Raw genomic sequence first — 21002 nt, 5'->3', positions numbered from 1 at the left:
CAAACGTATAAAGCGTGATACAAACACTTAATTGATGTTATAAAACATCTCTTTTTATTTGGATTATTTGCAAAGTTGACAGAAGTCCGTATCTTTGCAATGTGTTTTTCATAGTATTAGATTTAAGGTTAACAAAGATTGGAGCAAGGCGTTGCTCCTTTTTTTATGCCTGTATCTTTCGTACGTACAAAAAACAAGAGGTACACCCCCACGAAATGAAATATACCTCTATGCTTACTATCAATAAAAGAATTACATCAGTCTATCTTTCAAAACCTGCGGAAGTTCGGGCATCGCACCGCTCTGTGTGCAGACATAAGCAGAAACCTCGACAGCCAGTTTATGCGCTTCGGGCACCGGTTTTCCATTGAGAATGGAAGCACAGAAAGCAGCCGTAAAAGAATCGCCTGCACCCACTGTGTCGGCAACCGGTACTTTGGGCGTCTCCTGGAAAGAGACAACGCCCGGAGTGAACACATAGCTGCCATTGATTCCACAAGTGAGAATCAGCATCTTCAGGTTGTATTTTGCCAACAGAATCCAGCATTTATCCTGCAAATCGATACCGGGATAACCAAACATACGGCTGATAGTCACCAGTTCTTCGTCGTTTATCTTCAGGACGTTGCAGCGGCGGAACGATTCACGCAATACCTCTTTTGAGTAGAAATCCTGGCGGAGATTGATATCAAATATCTTGAGCTGTCCGTCTATATCAGGCATCGTATCCAGAAAGCGATTGATAGTGGCACGGCTCACGTCATTACGTTGAGCCAGCGAACCGAAGCAAACAGCACGTGTGCTCAAGGCCAAACGTTTCAGTTCATCCGTAAAGGGAATGTTATCCCACGCCACGCCCTCTTTGATTTCGTAACAAGGCACGCCCTCGTCATCGAGCGTCACCTGCACCGTACCGGTAGGATAGTCTACCTGTTCAATCTGCATCTTCAACTTCTTCTCGTTGAATACTTTCAGAATTTCTTCTCCCAGTTCATCCCTGCCTACGGCACTCACTACACGACTGTCAAAACCAAACTGTGATACATGATAGGCAAAGTTTGCCGGAGCACCACCGATTTTCTTTCCTTCGGGCAACACATCCCAAAGTGCTTCGCCCATTCCTACAATTATATTATTCATGATATACAGGTTTTATTGTTTCCAAAGTTATAAAATTATTTTCTGATACGGAACGTATAATACAAAAGATAAAGCACGCCCACCGTCATTACGGCGATAGCACCATTCTGTCCCATGGAAGTATCCGAAGCCACTCCCATTGCCAACGGAAACACCGTCCCGCCGAAAAGTCCCATAATCATCAAGCCGGAAACTTCGTTTTTCTTACCCGGCAGATAAAGCAATGCCTGCGAGAAGATGACGGAAAATACATTGGAGTTGCCGAAACCAATCAAAGCGATGCAAGCATAGATAATTGCCTTTTCATGGAAGATAAACAAACCGATCATGGCAATCAACATCATCACCACACTAATGCCGAAGAAAGATTTCGGAGACATCTTACGCAAGATGAAAGAACCCAGAAAGCAACCTGCCGTACGGAAAATAAAATAAAGACTGGTTGCAAAAGCAGCATCATCCAATCCCATGCCGATGCGCTCCATCAAAATCTTCGGGGCGGTAGTATTCGTACCTACGTCAATGCCGACATGACACATGATGCCAATGAAACAAAGCAGAATAAACGGTTTGCCAAGCAGGGCGATACATTGTCCGAAAGTAGACGGTTTGCCCTCTTCTTTTTCCTCTTCAATTTGTGTGACATTGAGTAGAAGAATAGCGATGACGGCCACAATCATATAAATAGGGAACAGGATGCGCCAGCCTAGATCGAAAGTCGGAATGGCCTGTGTCGCTCCCCACATGGCGATGTAAGGTGCCAGAAAAGAAGCTATGGCTTTCACAAACTGACCGAAAGTCAGGCTACTCGCCAGGCGGTCGCCACGCACGATATTGGAAAGTAACGGATTCAGAGAAGTCTGCATCAACGCATTTCCAATGCCCAGGAGGGAGAAGGAAATCAGCATCAGCATATAGCTGTCGCCGAAAACGGGTAGCAACAGAGAAGCGAAAGTCACAATCAAACTAAGCAATACGGTTTTCTGCTGACCAATGCGGCTCATCAGCATGCCGGTGGGTACGGAGAAAATCAGGAACCAGAAGAATACCAGTGATGGAAAGATATTCGCCTGTGAGTCCGACAGACCAAGATCTGCCTTTACGTAATTGGAGGCAATGCCTACCAGGTCAACGAATCCCATGGCGAAGAAGCAAAGCATCACCGGGATTAGTTTGGAGAGGGAAGAGTTTTTACTGTTTTCCATTATTTTATCTTTTATATGATGAATTCTGTTTCCATAGGGCGGAGCACATAACCCTATGGCAATGTATGCATCAGTCCTTTATATAGTTGATGTATCTCCCGTTCCTTGTTACTTTAAAGCTACGGTCTTGTTGGGTTACCACGGCCGTGGTAGCTTCTTCCCACGGCTGTGAAGAGTTCTCACCACGGCCGTGGGAGGATCTCGTCACGGCCGTGACGAACTAACAGAACTGTGGCTTTGAAGAAAGTGTCTCCACACTTTAGTAGAACTCCTCCACTAGGACAGACGTACTCTTCCATAAGGAAAGACGTATTAGTCTATAGGGAAAGAAGTATTCTACTCTAAAGAAACGAGAAAAGAGCGCATAGAGTAAGAAGAATGAGCTTATTTCTTCAACTTGTAGATCACAAACGAATCTACTTTATACGCTCCTCCTTTACTGTAAAAGTCGATATGAGTGTAAGGTTCCGACGGGAATACCTGATTAGTCATCACAAAACGTCCGCCATCACCAAAGGCTTCCACACTGGATTTATCGACAAAGAGACGGAGTTTCAATTCGTCTTTTCCACTTTCAATGGTCGTCCAGGTCAACATTGGGAAGTTCTCATTGAAACCAACCTCCCCGCTCTTGCGGCGGTCCATCGAGAATTTCTTTTCTTTCATGTCATATTGCATATCCACTTCTTCGCCTTTGTCATTGTAGAGACGGAAGCCGATTACATCCGCATGTTGATTTTCGATAGTCAGTTCTATTTCGTATGCACCCTCATTGCCGGCAATCATGTCTTTGATGGTACGTGTTCCGTTCACTTTGAACGAGCGTTTCTTGGAGATGTCACGCAGTTTCAGCAGTTCGGGAGAGGGAGCCGACTGAAGATAAGTTTCGCCATCTACGGTGAATAGGCTCAAATCGCGAGGAACAGAGTTCGGACTACGGTATTGAGAGGTAGGAACATCGTTTGCATATTGCCAATTGCTCATCCATGCGATAGCGATGCGACGGTTGTCGGGAGCATCGCTCCAAGTCACGGTAGCATAATGGTCTTTCCCCCAGTCCATCCATTTGGTTTTAGAGGGTGATTCGTTTACAAATTCTTTTCCGTTGAACGTTCCGACAAAGTATTGGGTGGCACTTCCTCCGAAAGGACCTCCGGGATTCAAATTACAAAGCAATACCCATTTCTTTTCGTTCGTGCCGTCTACTGGAAGTTCAAATAAATCAGGACATTCCCAAACACCGCCATGTGCACCTTGTCCTTCACCGAAACTACTTTCAAAGGCCCAGTCTTTCAGATTGGAAGAAGAGAAAATTTGCATTTCCTGTCCTACTGCCAACAACATAATCCAACGTTGAGTCTCTTTATGCCAGAATACTTTCGGATCGCGAAAATCACGGGCATCAGACGTCAATACCGGATTATTTTCATATTTTGTAAAAGAACGTCCATTATCTGTGCTATACGCAATACTTTGTACTTGTCGATCACTATTCTGCGTATAAATTGCAACAATAGCACCCGCACCGAATCCGGCAGTATTATCAGTATCTACTACGGCCGAACCGCTGAAAATTGTACCAAGCGCATCAGGGGTAATAGCATCGGGACGATGTTCCCAATTTATCAGGTCTTTACTGATTGCATGTCCCCAATGCATATTGCCCCATTTGGAGCCATAAGGGTTGTGCTGGTAGAAAAGGTGATATTCACCATCTTTATATACCATCCCATTGGGATCGTTCATCCATCCATAAAGAGGTGAGAAGTGATAAGTAGGACGGAACTTTTCACGATTGCCCGTATCGAACGTGTCGGACAATTTCATTTCTTTGCAGCAAACAGCGGAAAGTTTACCCCGTATCGGATCATTCGAACCTAATTTAAATTTCAATAATATGTTTTTACCTGCATAGTCCGAAAGATCCAGTGGAACAAAATAGTCCACTCTGTTCACTGCCAGGCGAACATCCGCAACGTTCACCTCTTTATTATTAACGATCATGCTGACACGTACATCAGGCATCACCTCCTCTACGGGTAAAAGCAAATAACGTTGATTTGTATTTATATGTACCAGGCAATGTCCTTCACCCAAATCTTTTATTAATAAAGAAGAAGTATCGGCTGAAGCATCCGAAAATGAGAAAATCATCATAACCAGAATTGTCAAAAAGGTCTGTACTTGTTTAAACGAGAATAATACATTCATGTCAGATGGTATTAGAGTTAATTATTAATATTCATTGTCTTCTATTTGTTACCATGCAAAGATAGGCGTAACGGATAGTTACACCTATCACTTTTGTTTCAGAAGATAGAAAAAATGTTACCTATCTATTTCTTAGCGCTTAGATAATGCAATATATTTTTCGTCATGAGCACAATATTATCTTGATAAACGTTAAGATTACTATTCTGATTCCATTCATAAGCAGCGAGCCCAAGGGCTATACATGTACCTTGATATTCCGCTGTCGAAGCAAATTCCACCATTCCGGCACAACAATAATCCGTCACGTGTCCCCACGTTGCTAAAACGGTAGCATTGTTTTCTTCTTCAAATGCCTTTACTATATTCCCTGCATTGGGATAAAGACCGGGGAAACCATAAGAATTCAAGTCCCACATACAATTATGGTCTTCACGTCGTCCGGGACCGATCAGCGGGAACGTTTCATGAGAGAATTGGTCGGAAGTAACCATACCGGCAAACACTGGATGACTCCGATGATCATACTCCATTCCGATGTTGGCATTAATCGTCCAAACGTCCGCGCCATCTCCTCCTTCACCATCTGCAAATATCCCTGGAGCCCGTTCGGTACGCCCCAATGGCACAACCAACTGAGTCGCATGATTACTCAAGAACAGATTCCCTCCATTCTTATAATACGTAGTCAAGGCAGCGATCGCATCAGTAGACAAAGGTAACTTATCCCATCCGGCTCCAATGCCTACACGGTCTATATGCACCCAAATAACATCGTAAACAGAAAGATCTTCACTAGTCAACATGGCAGGAGTGACAACTTTACCATTCACAAACTGTTTCTTGAACCATGCATAAGAGGCTTTTTCATCATCATCTTCTATCTCTTCGGGACTATTATACGTTATCACATAAGCTGCATTTGTCAAATCAAGCCCGGACGGTTTCACCTTAATATTTTCTTCCGTTACTCCGCAATCTATCACTTCGGATAATTCGCTGATATAAAATACTTGATTACTGTTTTTATCTTCTATCGTACAATCTGCAAAACGATTATTTTCTCCTTCCGCAGCATTCACTGTAGTGGGATTTTCTATACCTTCACTCCAAGATACATTTATGGTGTTTGACGTGAAATGATTGTATTCACCTTTCACATGAATTACCCCATAGTCGGCTTCTTTGCCATTGAGTTGATTATCGCTCTGATTTACCGTGAACAAGTTATCACTTAACAAGTTGTTTTGCCCGCTTAATTCAAAGAAAGTCATTTTGTTTCCGGTAAATTCATTATCCGAAATATTCACTCGGCTACAGCCAGTAAAGTTGGCACACCAATCGTCATTCGCCGTTAGTTTGTTGTGAGAGAAAATCAGATTACTTTCTCCCGAAATACGTGCAGCCACACCGCCTTGCGATGAACCGAAAGCAGAATTGGTCACCATATTTTGTATGCCACCATTCATTTCAATGCCATTCACAACATCGGTTGCATCTATCCGGGCTAATGTAATGGCATCACATCCTTGGAGTTTAACGCCCTGATACATATTTTCCATCTTAATATTGAAGAAATGCAGGCGGTCATTGTCATGCTCTACATAGATTCCGGTTCCTTGGTGGTCGGCTTTCCCCACAAGGGTAAGTCCGCTTACCTCCACCCCGCTAATACGATTTTTATGTCCGCCTATATCGGCAACAGGAGCGACATGTAATGCATATTCAGCATTTCCAAGTATCAAACGACTGCCTTTAGCGTCAGCAACAGGAACAACCGTTTCATCATTCACACCTTTCAGTGTTACGAAATTGCGTGTAAGCTGAATGGGGCTATCCAGGCGAAAAGTCCCTTCGGGAATAAGTATCGTTCCTCCCTCGGGTGGGAGATCGGCTATAATAGCATTTATAAGATCTGCACAATCGGTAGATCCGTCAGTCGGAAGCCCGAATTGCGTTATATCTATTATCTTCTGACCTTTACATTCATCGCAAAGCGCATAAGTATCGTCATTACTGCAAGATGTGCCCAACATCAGGAACAATCCGCTTATCAAGAATTTATTTATTTTCATGGTGTTACTATATTAATAATGGTATAGGATGAGGAAATTATTCTATTATGCTCACCTTATCAGATGATACACAATTAGAGACTTCAGTTTCTGCGTTCACCAAGAATACCCGATAGCTCTCCAAATTATCTATAAAGCAGTTCTTGAACACGTTGCCTGTTCCTTGAGTGGCATTTACAGCTACAGCATCAGCATAAGCCCATTCACATGATAAACTGTTGGACACAAACGTATTGTTGTTACCTTTTACATTGATTATACCAAAATCATCGCCATGGTCGAGCATTTGATTCTGAACTGCTCCTGTAAGCCAAAAGATGTTCTTATTTACCCGATTGTTATCGCCACTCAACACAAGAATACCATTATAGTAGCTTTTGAAATTATTACCTTCAATAACACTATTATTGCAATCATCAAGCACTAAATTTTCACGTCCATCAGGGTAGACCTGATTATTAAGGAATGACAGTTTGTTCACTCCCTGCGCTTTACAGGTTATGCCAGTGGGCTGTGCACCTAATTGGCAATTCTTTATAATCATATTCTCACCACCAATCAGTTCGATACTATTAGGAAGTTCACATACCCAACAGTTGACTATCTGCATATTCTTTGCCTGTTCTATCTTGATGCCGGTATGCAGATTTATGCCAATAATATTAGAAAGTATTCCATTATCGCTCGTGCCTGTAAAATGTATGCCGATGTTCTTGGCTTCCGTCCCCCCCGACACCATCAGATTCATAATCTTTAACCCCTTCACGTCTGTTTCTACTTTTATAGCTGCTTCGGCATTGCGGGCCACTAGTTTGCTTCCACCACCAGGTCCCAGCAGATCGTTGATTCCATTCACGTCAATATTGCTGCGCATACCGGGATTTAATCCCTTAATCGTCACATTGTGCTTATTAATCACAATGGGAGCATCAAGTACAAAATCACCTTCGGGAATAACCACCACTCCCCCTTCGGAAGGTAAGGAGGCAATTGCACTATTAATGGCTTTCGAACAATCTGTCTTTCCATCACCAATAGCTCCGAATGTGGTAACATCACCTTCGATTTCAGTATGAGTGCCATAACATAACAGGTTATCATCACCGTCGCAAGCTGTGAACAAGCACAGACAGAAAGTGCTAATTAAATATCTCTTTAGTTTCATCATATCTATATTTAAGGAATTCATATTAGTTAAACTTACCATATCCAGGGTTCTGCACATAATTACCTTCAGAGAAATTATATTGCGCATTGGGGATAGGCAAATATTCATCTCTGCCACGGACGAAGCGAGCACCACGATAATAAACGCGTTTGTTTTGCTCCACACCAATGTAACTGTTCATAGTTTCCGCAGCAACACCCCAACGTACCAGATCGAAGAAACGATCTCCTTCCATAGCAAACTCCATGCGACGTTCCCAACGTAGTGCTTTGCGGGCTAATTCTTGATTCCAGCCTTCAGAAGGGTATTCACCGATCAGATAATTAGCCGCATTCTGTTCTGAATCCTCAAAGTCTTTTACATAAGGGCTATTCTTGGCACGCAGACGAATACGGTTAATGATTTTGCGGGCTTCTTCCAGTCCGGCAGCTTCACCTATTTCTATCAGCGCTTCAGCCTTCCACAACAACACGTCGGCATAACGGATAATCTGCCAATTGAGATGGGAAGCCCCCCAAGGCCAACCTTGGAACATCTCGTCACTCTCCGGAGAAATATAGAAGCGTTTGGTACAGTTGAAACCATATTCGCCACTGTTACGCACCCAATTTGCTTTACAAGGCTCGGCAGTATATGTTTTCCAAGTAATACCCGGACGACCGGTTACGAAATCCAAACGAGGATCTACAGTTGCGTCAACATTAGTGAGTTCACTTCCTTCGTATATTCCATAGTCATCGGTGTTGAAGGTATCAAACAAAGGCAATCCATAGGTATCTGTCTTATAGGCATTGATTAAGTTTTGGCTGGGCAAGAAAAATCCGTCACCACCATAAGGACCTTTAGGGGCGTTGAGCAAATTACTCCAGTTTATATTCCCGGCACCATCGGTTTCATCATCCATCGAATATTGTACGGCAAACACAGACTCTACTCCATTCTCATATTCCAATTGATCGAGTTTCTGAAAATCATTCAAAAGATCATACGTCTTTCCTTGTGCACCCACTTTGTCGCAAAGAGTCACCACTTCAGCCAGCAACTGCTTATCAATAGCAACCACTTGGTTATTGTCATCTTGTTGATAGGCCTGATAGAGTATGGCTTTAGCGGCATAGGCATAGGCTATGTTCTTTGTGATACGACCTACTTGAGATTGAGTATCAGGCAAATCGTCGGCAGCATCGAGAAATTCCTGTGCTATTTTACCCAAAAGTTCTTCACGGGTATACTGGTTGTTGGGGATGTACTTATAGTCATCATTTTCCACATTTTCATCAAAATAAGGCACTTGCTTGAAAAGGCGAACCAGTTCGAAGAAGAAGTGTGCACGAATCACCTTCATTTCAGCCTTACGACTTTTAAGTATTGACAAAGAGTTCTCGTCAAGCGTGTTCATTACCCTCAATGCGCTGTTACAGCGTTGTAAACAGCAATAGAGTTGAAACCATTTTTCGTCGGCATTACTCCATGTAGCATCTATTTTAAAGGTTTCAAGCAGCGTGCAAAAGTCACCGTCATTTACACCGCCACCGCCTTTATAAGCATTGTCCGAACGTACTTCGCCATACGTCCAATTCGTCATTGGTACCCAATGCATCTCACGATTGGGACCTTTCAATCCGGCGTAAGCCGAAGTTACCAGGAGTTCCACACCGTCAGCCGATGCCAACAAATCGTCATTGAGTGTACCCTGTGGTTTAATATCAAGAAAACGGCTCTCATTGCAACTTGCCAATAGTGCCATAACACCTGCTGCAAAGATATATTTCAATTTCATAATGTTCTGTATTTAGGATAAAAATTAAAAACCAAGTGATAGACCGAATGTATAAGTGCGAGGCTGAGGATATGGATAGCCCAGTCCTTCAGGGTCGGCACCCGTATAATTAGTCAGGGTGAAAACGTTCTGTGCTTGCAGATACACACGCAAATTGGAAAGACGTGCTTTTTTAATCCACTTATCCGGGAAAGTGTAGCCCAGCGTTAAAGTCTTCAGCTTCACGTAAGAACCATCTTCGATAAAGAAAGTAGAACTGCGTGTTTCTACATTATTGTCCACCACAGTCAGTGCAGGGATGTCACAATTATAAACTCCGGTTTGCTCATAATCATTCCAAGCATGCATTGCATCCATCAGACGTACAGAGTGATTACCTGTCCAGCCTTGGAATAGGTCGGTATAAAACTTAGAGTTATTCCATGCATCGCGAATCATACCATTGAAGAATGCGGAAAGATCAAACCCTTTGTAAGATGCACCGATATTTAAACCACCGATAAATTTAGGTTGATCGCTACCTTGCCAATCCATATCGGCAGTATTGATGACGTTGTCACCGTTAAGGTCTTTGTAGCGAATACGTCCCACACCGGGAGCTCCAATCTGTACATCATATTTGCTTAGATATTCATATACCTCTTGCTTTGTTTTGAATACACCATCGGCTTTATATGACATCCATGAGCCATAAGGTTGTCCCACAATGGTTTTGTCCACACCGTTACCACCTCCCCAGGTATATTTGATAACATCCGGAAGTTCGGTAATTTCATTCTTATAATAAGAGATGTTGAACGAAATGTCATACTTGAAATCCTTTATTTCATCCCGCCAAGTAAAGGTTGCTTCCACCCCGCTGTTATCCATACTGGCAGCATTATACCATTTATATCCACCTTCGCCAATCACACCTATATAAGGTTTTTGAATTAGCATACCAGTGGTCTTCTTTTGAAAATAGTCCAGAGTCAAGCCCAAACGGTTATCAAAGAAAGCGGCATCAATACCAAAGTTCAACTGCTTGGTCTCTTCCCACTTCAAGTCGTTGTTACCCGAACGATCTTTCTGTACACCGGGTACGACTGTTGCACCATCACCATTGAAGTTGTATGAACCATTGGACATGTTAGTGTAATAAAGGTTGTAAGTAGCATTGTTGTCAATCTGGTCATTACCATTAATTCCCCATGATGCACGTAATTTAAGGTCTGAAAGCCAGTTTTGCGTACGTTCCATAAATTTTTCGCGTGACATTCTCCAACCAGCTGATACAGAAGGAAAGATGGCTGAATTGTTCCCTTTACCAAAACGTGAAGAAGCATCACGACGCACCGTTCCTGATATGAGGTACTTATCATCGAACGCATAGTTTACCTTACCAAAGTAAGAAACCATAGCATAAGTAGAAGCATTGTTACCCACGCTTTTTCCTTCGGTCACGGTGTCCAGATAGCGATAGTCAAGGTCTTCTATCACCAATCCGCGACCATACCCCTGCAAATGCTCACCATTTTCTTTCTTAGCTTCGGTTCCTATCACAGCACTGATATTATTCTTCCCGAAATCTATGCTATAATTAGCCGTGTTCGACCATACCCATTGTACACTATTATCCTGTCGTACGGTCAGTTCATTTACATCTACCTTCCGATCGGCTTCGCTCCATTTTGGGACAAAGGTTGAGTTGAAACCGGTAGTATAATTCAAGCCAAATTGGCTCTTCAATACCAGATTTTTAATAGGCTCTACTTCCAAATAAACATTACCAAAGATACGCCAGCTTTTGTGACGATTATTGGCTTCGTTGTCCGTCAAGCGAATGGGATTCGGTTTATCTCCCAATATATCCACATAACCACCGGCATACCCTCCGTTTTCATCGTACACAGGAATGGCCGGATGCTGCGCAATAACCAATTCTTCTATACCGGCAGGATTAAGATGTTCCAACCAATGGTTCACCGAGATGCTTTCTCCCACACGTACTTTACCATCCACAAAGCGGAAATTAGAAGCTAAACGCGAATTAAAGCGTTCGTAGTCTGTATTACGGCAAAGGCCATCTTGATTCATATAGTTTAAGGTAAGAGCCACATTACCATCCTTAAATCCTTTAGAGAGGGAAAGATTATAATTCTGCATCAAAGCTGTACCAAATATCTCCTTTGCCCAATCAGTATTGCCCGACTTTATCTTCACTCCATTCTGGTCGAAATAATATTCTTGCAGTTGGGCTTTCTCTCCATTTCCATAGACAACACTGTTTGGATAGGTTCCAAAAGTATTTTTATAGGCTTGCCAATAAACATCACCCCATTGGTAAGCGTCAAGCATATCAATACCACCGGCAAAAGTCTGGGCAGTGAGCGACATATCAAAACTTACCTTTACATCACCTTCCTTAGCACGTTTTGTGGTAATGATAATGACCCCGTTGGCAGCCTGAGCACCATAAATCGCAGCAGATGCTGCATCTTTCAACACCTGAATGGATTCGACATCATTGGAAGAGATGATAGAAGCTACATTGTCATGTGTCTGAACACCATCTATCACATAAAGAGGGGAAGAATTGTTAATGGTAGTAATACCACGTAATTTAGTATCCGTGTTTCCACCGCCGGGTTTACCATCAGTTGTCACGTTCATACCGGCTACACGCCCCTGCAAACCTGACATCACATTACCGGTAGGTATATCCGCTACCTCTTTCATCTTCACTACGGCTACCGAACCTGTCAGACTGGCTTTCTTTTCAGCCATATAACCTGTCACAACCACCTCATCAATCATCTTAGCATCTTCTTCCATCACTATCTTCAAGGAAGGTTTAGCGGCAATAATCACTTCCTTATATCCTATATAAGAAATAGCCAATGATGCATTTGCCGGTACACTAAGAGTAAAGTTTCCGTCTAAATCGGTAATAGTTCCAGTTGATTTAGAATCATTTTGCACTACGGAAGCACCAATAATCGGTTGCCCATCAGTCTTTGAAGTAACGTTTCCCTTCACCGTTATGTTTTGTCCCCAAAGGACTGACATGAAAGTAAACAGGAAACAAACGCTGCAAAGAAGTTTTTTGTTCTTCATAATACTAAGCATTAGTTTGATGTTATTAAATTAAAAGTACGAATTTTATCTTTATCGATAATGCAAATTACGGTTGATTTACGTCAATCGACTGAAAAAAATGTTTCAAAGGCTGTAACATTTGTTGCATAGAACGCTATTTTATAGGGTTTTATACATTATTTTTCTCATCACAAGAATTATGGAGAAGATATTCTCTTGTCAGTGGGAAAATATTACCTTTGCGTAGTGATATAAGCTTTTAAAAAGTAGTTATAATTAAAACGATTAATAAAAAAAGTCAGTTACCGATTGTAACCAACTGAAAATTGAACGATATGAAAACAATCTCCAACGAACAACTTACCATTCAAGTATCTCCGCATGGAGCGGAACTTTGCAGCATCTTCGCCAATGGAAAAGAATATCTGTGGCAAGCGGATCCTGCTTTTTGGAAACGTCACTCTCCTGTCCTATTCCCTATTGTCGGAAGCATATGGGAAAATGAATATCGCAATGAAGGGATTCCTTATACACTTACCCAACATGGATTTGCACGCGACATGGAATTTACGCTTGTTTCCGAAAAAGAAAATGAAGTACATTACCGCCTTATCAGCAATGAAGAGACTTTGCAAAAATATCCGTTTCCATTCTGTCTGGAAATAGGTTATCGCATTCAAGGAAAGCAAATTGAGGTGATATGGAAAGTAAAGAATACCGGCGACAAAGAAATGTATTTTCAGATTGGGGCACATCCTGCTTTCTACTGGCCGGAGTTTGATGAGAACAGTTTAGAAAGAGGGTTCTTCGGATTCGACAGGAAAGATGGCTTGAAGTATATTCTTATTTCTGAAAAGGGATGCGCTGATCCTTCTGTTGAGTATTCCTTAGAGTTGGCAGACGGATTGTTACCATTGGATACTCATACTTTTGATAAAGATGCTTTGATCTTGGAAAACGGCCAGGTTCGCAAAGTCACCTTATTTAATAAGGAGAAACGGGCTTATTTAAGTTTACACTTCAATGCTCCGGTAGTCGGCCTTTGGTCGCCACCTGCAAAGAATGCTCCTTTTGTTTGCATCGAGCCTTGGTATGGACGTTGCGACCGCGCACATTATACAGGGGAATATAAAGATAAAGACTGGATACAGCACCTGCAACCGGATGAGATATTCCAAGGGGGATATACAATTGAAATCGAAGAATAATCGACAATAGCCAACAAGACCCGGCAAATAAAAAGTAGCTGCCGGATTTCACATCTGACAGCTACCAACACCTAATTCTAATCTACAAAACCTAACTTATAAATCTAACCTATGAACCTTTAAGCAACTAATACCCATTGCTCTTACTGAATCTATGAAAATATCTATTGTGTAAACCTCTACCTTATATTATAAACCTAATCGATACGCATTGAATGAATCAACATTGAACGTTCCTCCTTTACTATAAAAACACATACGGTTGTATGGTTCCGATGGAAAAACCAGATTCGTCATTGCTATTTTTCCTCCATTCAGGAATATTTCTACAGAACACTTATCAATAAAGATATCCAAAGCGTATTTATTTTCTTTTTTTATCGGCGCCCAGGTAGCTAATGCGAAATCATCGATATAATTGATCGAAGTCGTCTTTCTACGGTCATGAGCTTCTATTTCATGAGGGACGCTATTCTTTCCGAAATCTACGATACCACTTTTCGTCCGGTCCATTACCAGTCTTTTTTCAGGAAGATTGAAATAGATATCTACCTTTTCACCTTTATCATTAAAAAGACTGAAGCCCATAATCTCCGCTTTGCCGGTAGTAATCTCCAATGCTAATTCATAAGCTCCGTTATTATCAGTCAGTAAAGAATCAATATGATAATCATTGGATACGGTGAAAGAAGGAATCTCCTTGTTTTCTTTCCGCAAAGTTTTCGTCTCTGCCACCGGAGCCGCCGAAAGATAAAGCTCACCGTCTTGTGTATAAAGTCCCAACTCACGCGGTAAAGCATTGGCACTACGGAATTGCTTTGTCGGAACAATATTGCAATATTGCCAGTTACTCATCCAAGGTATGGCAACCGTCCGATCACTTGTGTTCGAAAAACAGACCGTAGCATAATGATCCTTTCCCCAATCCAGCCATTTCGTGACATTTGGCTGATTGTCACAAATAAATTTCGTTCCGTCAAAGTTTCCTGTAAAGTACTGGGTTGCACTCCCTCCGAAATAGCATCCCGGATTCACGTTTACTATCAACGCCCATTTCTTACGATTTATGTCTCCATCTATCGGAAGTTCCACCATATCCGGACATTCAAACTGACAAGGTTGCACTCCGTACCCTTCTCCGAAACTGCTCATATAATTCCAGTCTTTCAGATTCTTAGAGTCATAAAAACGCATTTCCTTATCGGCAGAAACAATCATAACCCACTTATCTTCCGGTTCATACCGGAAAACTTTCGGATCGCGGAAATCTTTCAAACCGTCAGAAGGACAAAGGATGGGATTCTTCTCGTATTTAGTAAATGTCCGTCCGTTATCTTTGCTAAAAGCAAGACATTGGATCTGCCCGTTTTTGTCACTAGCAGAAGTATAAAAAGCCAGAATACTCCCCGCTCCATAGCCAGCCACATTCTCCTTATCAACAACAGAACTGCCGGAAAAGATATGTCCCAATGTATCACGGGCAATAGCCGGAGGCAAGTGTTCCCAATGCACAAGATCTCTGCTGACGGAATGTCCCCAATGCATATTTCCCCATTTGGAACCGTAAGGGTTGTATTGAAAGTACAAATGATATTCTCCATCTTTATAGACCAACCCGTTGGCATCATTCATCCAACCATACAGAGGAGTATGGTGATAAACTGGACGAAACTTATCTGTATTGGCTGTATCAAATGTATCAGATAGTTTGATTTCTTTCCAGCAAAGTGCATCCTTTGATTTATTACGCACACGTACGGTAGCAGTCTTTGCTCCGGCAGGTAAGGCAAGCGGAACAAAATAGTCCACTTTTGTCTGTGCCAGACGAATATCCATATCGGTATCTGTAGCCTCTCCTGTATCCAGAAGAACCTGACTTTCCATTGCTTCCTCTTCTATAGGAAGCAATATATAATTAGCCGGATAGGTGATGTGAATGACAGCCAGGCTATCACCTTTCTGTTCCAAAGTCAACTTGCTTTTAGTTGTATGGCAATAAGTCAGTCCGTAAGAAACTGCTAATGCAAGTGCCGCACCTTTACATAGTTTTATCCAAGGGGTTGTTTTCATGGCAACAAAGTATTCCTGATTTACACAAGCTTTTAATCAAAATAGATGAAGGCAAAGATAGGGGGTATATTCACCTTCGTCTATAAACTTTGTTTCAAAGGGTATCAATTTTGATACATCACTTCATATTCTTTCGTTCATTGCATGAATAAAGACGGATTGCCTTTTTGTTTTCCTGAATTTATTTTTCTACTTTTGAAGCAAATCTTTATTCTTCTACTTATGCCAGCAAATAGAAATGCTCTAATCCGTTATAAAACGATTGACAACTGTCTGCGTAATCCGTATCGACGCTGGACATTGGAAGACTTGGTAGACGCCTGTTCAGATGCTCTTTATGAATATGAAGGCATTGATAAAGGGATAAGCAAACGGACGGCACAAATGGACATACAGATGATGCGTAGCGAGAAGTTAGGCTATAATGCTCCGATTGTGGTGTACGAGAATAAATACTATAAATATGAAGATCCGGAATACAGTATCACACAAACCCCACTGAACGAACAAGACCTGAAAATGATGTCGGAAGCAGTGGAAGTGCTGCGACAATTTAAAGGTTTCTCCTATTTCACGGAAATGAGCGAGATTATCAATCGCCTGGAAGACCATGTTGCTTCTGCCCGGATGAAAACCACTCCTGTCATTGACTTTGAAAAGAATGAATCGTTGAAAGGACTGGATTATCTGGACACCATCTATCATGCGATTGTCAACGAGCACCCGATACAACTCAAATATCGTTCGTTCAAAGCACGTTCGGCAAACAGCTTTATTTTCTATCCTTATCTATTAAAAGAATATCGCAACCGATGGTTCGTTTATGGGGTCAGAGGAAACGGACGAATATTGCAGAATTTAGCTTTGGACAGAATACAATCATTGGAAGTTCTGCCACAAGAACACTATATCAAAAATACATTCTTCGATCCGAATACGTTCTTCGACGACCTGGTAGGTGTCACCAAAAACTCCGGAAGCGTAGCGGAGAAAGTTGGCTTCAAAGTAGCGGCAGCCGAAGCACCTTACATCATAACCAAGCCTATACATCGCAGTCAACAACTGGTGGAAAGGCTACCTGACGGAAGCGTCATACTGGAAATTGAAGTCGTAATCAACCACGAGTTAGAACGGGTATTCTTCGGATATGTCGACGGAATAGAAATTCTTTATCCTAAAACATTGGTAGAATTAATGAGTCGGAAATTGGAAAAGGCTGCCAAGCAATATACTAAGTCAAAGTGAAAATAAAGCTTTCGCACATTCGTACCCTTCCTGATAAAACTCTGTCAGCTTTTGCACATCTTTTTCTATACGGTCTACAGCTACAGGTTTCAAAGGACGGATAACGACAATCTTCCCTTCATCTTCCATACGTTCCACCATTTCCAGCTGTTCATTATAAACAGCGCACCGGCAACTTAACGCTTCACGCAACTTCGGATATTTCCGGTATACAAACGAAGGGATACGAATGTCTTTCGAATCTTTCCGATATCCCCGGTTACGGGTAAGTACCACGACATTTCTCTTACAGCCATCCGCAATAGCTCTTTGCAGAGGGATGGAATCTACAATTCCTCCATCGAGCATAGGAACCTCGTCTACATAAGTGATAGGACACACAAAAGGGAGACTGCTGGATGCACGAACAATATCGATCACCCTGCTACTGTCTTTTTTCTCTTCGAAATAATTGGCTTCTCCCGTAATGCAATTAGTAGTCACCATCACGAAACGTTCCGGTGAAGCAAAATATGTTTCATAATCATAAGGAAGAATGTGTTCGGGAAATTCTTTGAACAATAGATCGAAATCCAAAATATTACGCTTTTTGAGCAAATGTTTCAGACCGATATAGTTGTACTTCTCCAACAGGTCAATATTGCTGTATTTGGCACGTCCCCGTTGCCGCGATGCATACGACAATCCGTTGCACGCACCGGCAGACACTCCTATCGTATAGGGAAACCGGATATCATGATCCATAAAGTAATCAAGTACACCGCAGGTAAATACTCCACGCATTCCCCCGCCTTCCAACACTAATCCCGTAGATTCGTCAATTTTCAAGTCCTTCATTTTTATCTCCCGCATTCTTATTCCGGCGGATCACCAGCAGAGATGACAATTCTCGTATCACAGCCTCATCCTCGGATAATTTCGTATAAGAAAGATGACTCATTATCAATAGTCCGTCTTTCTCTTTAGTCACTAAATCTTCAACTCCTTCAAACCATACTATAATCATTTGTCCCGGATAACGTGCCTGCAAATCATCAATACATCCGCGAAACTCCTCATCGTCCGTATCAAAGAGGAAAAGACGTATCGAATGCCCGTTCTGCAACATCTTCTCCAGATACGAAAAAAGAAATGCATCAATCATTCCACCAAGTACGAAACTAACCATTGCGCCTTCCCGATACTGACGATTGACAAATACAGCTACCGGACACTTCACCTGCTCCATAATATCATCAATCTTATCCCGGAAAAGCGTTAACCACAAAATAGCCCCCGGAGTCCCCGGCATATCCGTACGGTAATGGCTCCCGGCTCCCAAAAGCAGCATATCAGGATGTTCTTTACGGACAAAATGAATGATTTCCTGTACAAGTTTGTCCGTCACCCGATAATGGTTATCCACCTGAATATTCAATTTCACTGCCTGTTGATTGAGCAAAGCAAAACTCTCGCTGGCATAATGCTCGGCATTCAACGGATTCAAATCCGTGCCTACCGTATAGTGTGCCGCAATCAAATGATTTTTCCTCAACTGCTTCCCAAATAACAAACTATAAATGGAAAGCAATACACGCCCGGATTCCGGACGTCCGAAACAAAATATCAATTTATGCTTCAAAGATAACTTTTCTTCGCGACGTACGAAAATATGTTCCACCAAATGAAGCAAAGGAGTAGTCATAAAGGTCGTAACTAACGCCATAATGACCAAAATTACGAATATAGACGGGGGAAGAACTCCCATTTCATAACCGATATTCAAAGCGACAAGCTCCATCAATCCCCGTGTATTCATCAATGTCCCTATCGTCAAACTATCCTTCCACGATTCACCCACCAGACGGGCAGCGATGGCACACCCACCCAGTTTGCCGGCAACAGCAACCGTCACCAACAGCAGACATACCATCCACAACTCCGGACTGTTTATCAAACCGATTTCCGTACGTAACCCGGTGAAAGCAAAGAATAAAGGTAAAAAGAAGACTAAAGATATATCTTCCACTTTTTCCATCATCACCTTCCGGAAACCCAAATTGGACGGCATCACCACCCCTGCCATAAAAGCTCCGAACAGGGCATGAATACCGATAATCTCCGTCAGACAGGAGGAAATAATAAGAATGAGCAGAATAAATGCTACAAATGTTTTATTAATAACTTCCCGATTGGCATATACCTCTCCTACCTTCTTCAAAAACGGACGAACGACCAAAAACATGACTGCAATATACACAACTGCCAGTCCAACTGAATATAGTGCACTGGCAAAACTTCCCGCTTTGGAGATAGCGATAACTACTGCCAACAGACACCAGGCCGTCACATCGTCATTGGCCGCGGAAGCAATAGTCAGCGTGCCTAAAGGAGTCTTAGTCATATTCCGTTCCTGAATGATACGCGCCAATACCGGAAAGGCGGTGATACTCATAGAAATACCTATAAACAGAGCAAATGGAAGGAATGGAGTCTGGTCGGCGGCATATTCTTCATACACCCAGTAAGAAGACAAAATACCCAGAAAGAAAGGAACCAAAATTCCGGCATGACTAATCACCAGCGTTTCATTGATCTTATTTTTCAGCACACTGAAATCCAGCTCCATACCGATGACAAACATGAAAAGTATCAGTCCCACCTGACTCAATAATTCAAGATTGGTAAGCGAGTGAGCCGGAAAAAGAAAATGAAAAGCATCCGGAAAGAAAAAGCCGAGCACGGAAGGTCCCAACACGATACCGGCAACAATCTCACCAATCACTCCCGGTTGCCCGATCAGGCTAAATAAATAGCCAAAAAGACGCACCATCACCAATACAGCTATAATCTGAATCAATAAGGTAGAGAGCGGATGATGAATATTGTCCTGTATAAACTGAAGAAATAGGCTGAAAGGGTCTCCCTGTGCCACGTTATGCGCATTTATCGCATAGTGCGAAAACCGGTCACCCTCTTCAATAGCGACATAAATCAACCCTCCAAACAGGAGCAACATCAATACATAAATGACATAATTCTTCCGGGCCCTATTCCGCATAAACTCTATTTTTACGATTTGTGCATATTTATTATAAAAACAAACGAAAAAGGCAGATAGTTTGGCAAAAAGAATAAATTCTCAAACAAAATCTTGTTTTTTTGCTTTAATCTATGTAACTTTAGGCTAACTTAATTGTTTAAGGAGGAAAAAAATTAAAAAGTCCTGCCCGCAGGCAAGCACCATGAGAATACAGTTTGAGATTAAAGAAAATTTGCCGGAAATTATCGAAGAGATCTTACACTCTGATAAGTGGCAAACTTCCGTGAAGGAAGAACTTAGCGGTCGGACGACCGTTGTGATCCGTGACCAAGCGTATGGTTCAGAAGCTACCATTGAAATTTATGCTACATCTATTGAAATCAAAACTGCCTGGTCTAAGTACTCCTATCGTATATTTGTAGCCAACGATATCGTATGGTGCGAATATAACGGTGCCTATCGTGGTCTGTTGGAACAAGTGCTCCTACCTACTATCACTCCTAAAGAAAACCTGCTCAATTCTGACGTAACTGAAAGTTCGCTTTATGGAAATGAGCATAAGAAATTGAGGGAGTATGCAGAAGATAATTTGAAACTGAAACAATTCCGCCGGGAAAACTTCAATGAGCAGAAGAATGGAACCGCACCATTCGATCATCCCAAGCGGGTGTATGATGAGTTTATCAAAGAAGATTATGTAGTTGCACCCAAAGAAGAAGAGAAGAAATAATCTGTACTTAATGCTTTAGTTTGTGCCATCGTATTGGCACAACAGTGCCACCATGTTGACACTATCGTGC

Annotated in this window: 13 protein-coding genes; 3 read left to right on the top strand and 10 right to left on the bottom strand. The window is 42.1% G+C overall.

Features of this window, described 5'->3' with window-relative positions; translation table 11 throughout:
- Positions 1-252: 252 nt before the first annotated feature.
- The 7 genes from KQP79_RS16850 to KQP79_RS16820 all read right to left on the bottom strand — a co-directional run bounded on the left by KQP79_RS16850 (position 253) and on the right by KQP79_RS16820 (position 12687).
- The gene (locus tag KQP79_RS16850; protein WP_004311736.1) at positions 253-1140 is read right to left on the bottom strand and encodes a carbohydrate kinase family protein; all 888 of its coding nucleotides are present in this window, start codon (positions 1138-1140) and stop codon (positions 253-255) included.
- 35 nt (positions 1141-1175) lie between these two features.
- Positions 1176-2345 carry an MFS transporter gene (locus KQP79_RS16845; RefSeq protein WP_004311737.1) on the bottom strand — a complete coding sequence of 390 codons (1170 nt, stop codon included), beginning with the start codon at positions 2343-2345 and terminating at the stop codon, positions 1176-1178.
- A gap of 384 nt (positions 2346-2729) precedes the next feature.
- Positions 2730-4556, bottom strand: coding sequence for a DUF4980 domain-containing protein (locus KQP79_RS16840; RefSeq protein ID WP_004311738.1), 1827 nt, complete (start codon positions 4554-4556; stop codon positions 2730-2732).
- Between the two features lie 125 nt (positions 4557-4681).
- Positions 4682-6631 (bottom strand): DUF4960 domain-containing protein, encoded by a 1950-nt coding sequence (locus KQP79_RS16835; RefSeq protein ID WP_004311739.1) that lies wholly within the window; start codon positions 6629-6631, stop codon positions 4682-4684.
- Between the two features lie 37 nt (positions 6632-6668).
- Entirely contained in the window at positions 6669-7799 is a 1131-nt protein-coding gene (locus KQP79_RS16830) for a glycosyl hydrolase family 28-related protein (protein ID WP_032849301.1), read from the bottom strand.
- 22 nt (positions 7800-7821) lie between these two features.
- Entirely contained in the window at positions 7822-9579 is a 1758-nt protein-coding gene (locus tag KQP79_RS16825; protein WP_004311741.1) for a RagB/SusD family nutrient uptake outer membrane protein, read from the bottom strand.
- A 24-nt stretch (positions 9580-9603) separates the two neighbouring features.
- Positions 9604-12687 carry a SusC/RagA family TonB-linked outer membrane protein gene (locus tag KQP79_RS16820; RefSeq protein ID WP_004311742.1) on the bottom strand — a complete coding sequence of 1028 codons (3084 nt, stop codon included), beginning with the start codon at positions 12685-12687 and terminating at the stop codon, positions 9604-9606.
- Between the two features lie 305 nt (positions 12688-12992).
- Between KQP79_RS16820 and KQP79_RS16815 the strand changes: the two genes are divergently transcribed.
- Positions 12993-13865, top strand: coding sequence for an aldose 1-epimerase family protein (locus KQP79_RS16815; RefSeq protein ID WP_004311743.1), 873 nt, complete (start codon positions 12993-12995; stop codon positions 13863-13865).
- Between the two features lie 189 nt (positions 13866-14054).
- Here the strand turns inward: KQP79_RS16815 and KQP79_RS16810 are convergent, their stop codons facing one another.
- Positions 14055-15935: a DUF4980 domain-containing protein gene (locus KQP79_RS16810; protein WP_234120779.1), complete on the bottom strand. Its 1881-nt coding sequence runs from the start codon at positions 15933-15935 to the stop codon at positions 14055-14057.
- Positions 15936-16157: 222 nt separating this feature from the next.
- Here KQP79_RS16810 and KQP79_RS16805 point away from each other — a divergent pair, with 222 nt between their 5' ends.
- Complete coding sequence (locus tag KQP79_RS16805) at positions 16158-17180, top strand: helix-turn-helix transcriptional regulator (protein WP_022199806.1); 1023 nt, start codon at positions 16158-16160, stop codon at positions 17178-17180.
- Here the strand turns inward: KQP79_RS16805 and KQP79_RS16800 are convergent.
- Together KQP79_RS16800 and KQP79_RS16795 are read right to left on the bottom strand one after the other, a co-directional pair.
- The gene (locus KQP79_RS16800) at positions 17172-18017 is read right to left on the bottom strand and encodes a patatin family protein (RefSeq protein ID WP_008774817.1); all 846 of its coding nucleotides are present in this window, start codon (positions 18015-18017) and stop codon (positions 17172-17174) included. The genes KQP79_RS16805 and KQP79_RS16800 overlap by 9 nt on opposite strands.
- On the bottom strand, positions 17998-20220 hold the full coding sequence (locus KQP79_RS16795; RefSeq protein ID WP_004311747.1) for a cation:proton antiporter: 2223 nt from the start codon (positions 20218-20220) through the stop codon (positions 17998-18000). The genes KQP79_RS16800 and KQP79_RS16795 overlap by 20 nt, the downstream gene beginning before the upstream one ends.
- 184 nt (positions 20221-20404) lie before the next feature.
- Here KQP79_RS16795 and KQP79_RS16790 point away from each other — a divergent pair, with 184 nt between their 5' ends.
- Positions 20405-20932, top strand: a complete 528-nt coding sequence (locus KQP79_RS16790) for a hypothetical protein (protein ID WP_004307123.1) — start codon at positions 20405-20407, stop codon at positions 20930-20932.
- The last annotated feature ends 70 nt before the right edge of the window (positions 20933-21002 follow it).

Source organism: Bacteroides sp. DH3716P, from assembly GCF_025914115.1.
Lineage (GTDB): Bacteria > Bacteroidota > Bacteroidia > Bacteroidales > Bacteroidaceae > Bacteroides > Bacteroides ovatus.
The sequence above is the reverse complement of the archived record's forward strand: the minus strand, read 5'-3'. Positions and strand labels throughout refer to the sequence as shown.

Excerpts from the sequence above, each read along its gene's own strand:
- KQP79_RS16850 (WP_004311736.1), bottom strand. The coding sequence starts at position 1,140 with ATGAATAATATAATTGTAGGAATGGGCGAAGCACTTTGGGATGTGTTG.
- KQP79_RS16845 (WP_004311737.1), bottom strand. The coding sequence starts at position 2,345 with ATGGAAAACAGTAAAAACTCTTCCCTCTCCAAACTAATCCCGGTGATG.
- KQP79_RS16840 (WP_004311738.1), bottom strand. The coding sequence starts at position 4,556 with ATGAATGTATTATTCTCGTTTAAACAAGTACAGACCTTTTTGACAATT.
- KQP79_RS16835 (WP_004311739.1), bottom strand. The coding sequence starts at position 6,631 with ATGAAAATAAATAAATTCTTGATAAGCGGATTGTTCCTGATGTTGGGC.
- KQP79_RS16830 (WP_032849301.1), bottom strand. The coding sequence starts at position 7,799 with ATGATGAAACTAAAGAGATATTTAATTAGCACTTTCTGTCTGTGCTTG.
- KQP79_RS16825 (WP_004311741.1), bottom strand. The coding sequence starts at position 9,579 with ATGAAATTGAAATATATCTTTGCAGCAGGTGTTATGGCACTATTGGCA.
- KQP79_RS16820 (WP_004311742.1), bottom strand. The coding sequence starts at position 12,687 with ATGCTTAGTATTATGAAGAACAAAAAACTTCTTTGCAGCGTTTGTTTC.
- KQP79_RS16815 (WP_004311743.1), top strand. The coding sequence starts at position 12,993 with ATGAAAACAATCTCCAACGAACAACTTACCATTCAAGTATCTCCGCAT.
- KQP79_RS16810 (WP_234120779.1), bottom strand. The coding sequence starts at position 15,935 with ATGAAAACAACCCCTTGGATAAAACTATGTAAAGGTGCGGCACTTGCA.
- KQP79_RS16805 (WP_022199806.1), top strand. The coding sequence starts at position 16,158 with ATGCCAGCAAATAGAAATGCTCTAATCCGTTATAAAACGATTGACAAC.
- KQP79_RS16800 (WP_008774817.1), bottom strand. The coding sequence starts at position 18,017 with ATGAAGGACTTGAAAATTGACGAATCTACGGGATTAGTGTTGGAAGGC.
- KQP79_RS16795 (WP_004311747.1), bottom strand. The coding sequence starts at position 20,220 with ATGCGGAATAGGGCCCGGAAGAATTATGTCATTTATGTATTGATGTTG.
- KQP79_RS16790 (WP_004307123.1), top strand. The coding sequence starts at position 20,405 with ATGAGAATACAGTTTGAGATTAAAGAAAATTTGCCGGAAATTATCGAA.